This window comes from Kosakonia sp. H7A, assembly GCF_003028445.1.
Taxonomy (GTDB): Bacteria; Pseudomonadota; Gammaproteobacteria; order Enterobacterales; family Enterobacteriaceae; genus Kosakonia; species Kosakonia radicincitans.
Genome location: NZ_PYTZ01000048.1, coordinates 1 through 629, shown reverse-complemented (window position 1 = coordinate 629; position 629 = coordinate 1). Strand labels below are relative to the sequence as shown.

Here is a 629-nt window from a genome sequence, read left to right as displayed (position 1 = left end):
GCCGGGTCAAGGGTTCATATCACCTCGCCGGCGCTTTTCGCAGATTAGCACGTCCTTCATCGCCTCTGACTGCCAGGGCATCCACCGTGTACGCTTAGTCGCTTAACCTCACAACCCGAAGATGTTTATTCCGATCCATCATCGCATTGCAAAAATTTGAGAGACTCACGAACAATTCGCATTGTTCAGTGTTTCAATTTTCAGCTTGATCCAGATTTTTAAAGAGCAAAACTTCGCAGCACACACAGAATGTGTACTCTGAAGTTTTCTTGTTTGTGCAGTAATGATGGTGGAGCTATGCGGGATCGAACCGCAGACCTCCTGCGTGCAAAGCAGGCGCTCTCCCAGCTGAGCTATAGCCCCATCGTAGTTAAAACCTCATCAAATTTGCTTTCGCAAATTTGGTAGGCCTGAGTGGACTTGAACCACCGACCTCACCCTTATCAGGGGTGCGCTCTAACCACCTGAGCTACAAGCCTGCAGAGATTTTCTTACTGCTGTTTTTTCATCAGACAATCTGTGTGAGCACTTCAGGAGATGGTTCTTTAAGGTAAGGAGGTGATCCAACCGCAGGTTCCCCTACGGTTACCTTGTTACGACTTCACCCCAGTCATGAATCACAAAGTGGT

Annotated in this window: 2 tRNA genes and 2 rRNA genes; all 4 read right to left on the bottom strand. The window is 48.2% G+C overall.

Features of this window, described 5'->3' with window-relative positions:
* Window positions 1-108, bottom strand: a 23S ribosomal RNA gene (locus tag CWM66_RS28050); the annotation flags it as partial.
* Window positions 109-287: 179 nt separating this feature from the next.
* Window positions 288-363 (bottom strand) — tRNA-Ala (locus CWM66_RS28045).
* Window positions 364-402: 39 nt separating this feature from the next.
* Window positions 403-479, bottom strand: a tRNA-Ile gene (locus CWM66_RS28040).
* A gap of 72 nt (window positions 480-551) precedes the next feature.
* Window positions 552-629: ribosomal RNA gene (locus CWM66_RS28035) — 16S ribosomal RNA — on the bottom strand; the annotation flags it as partial.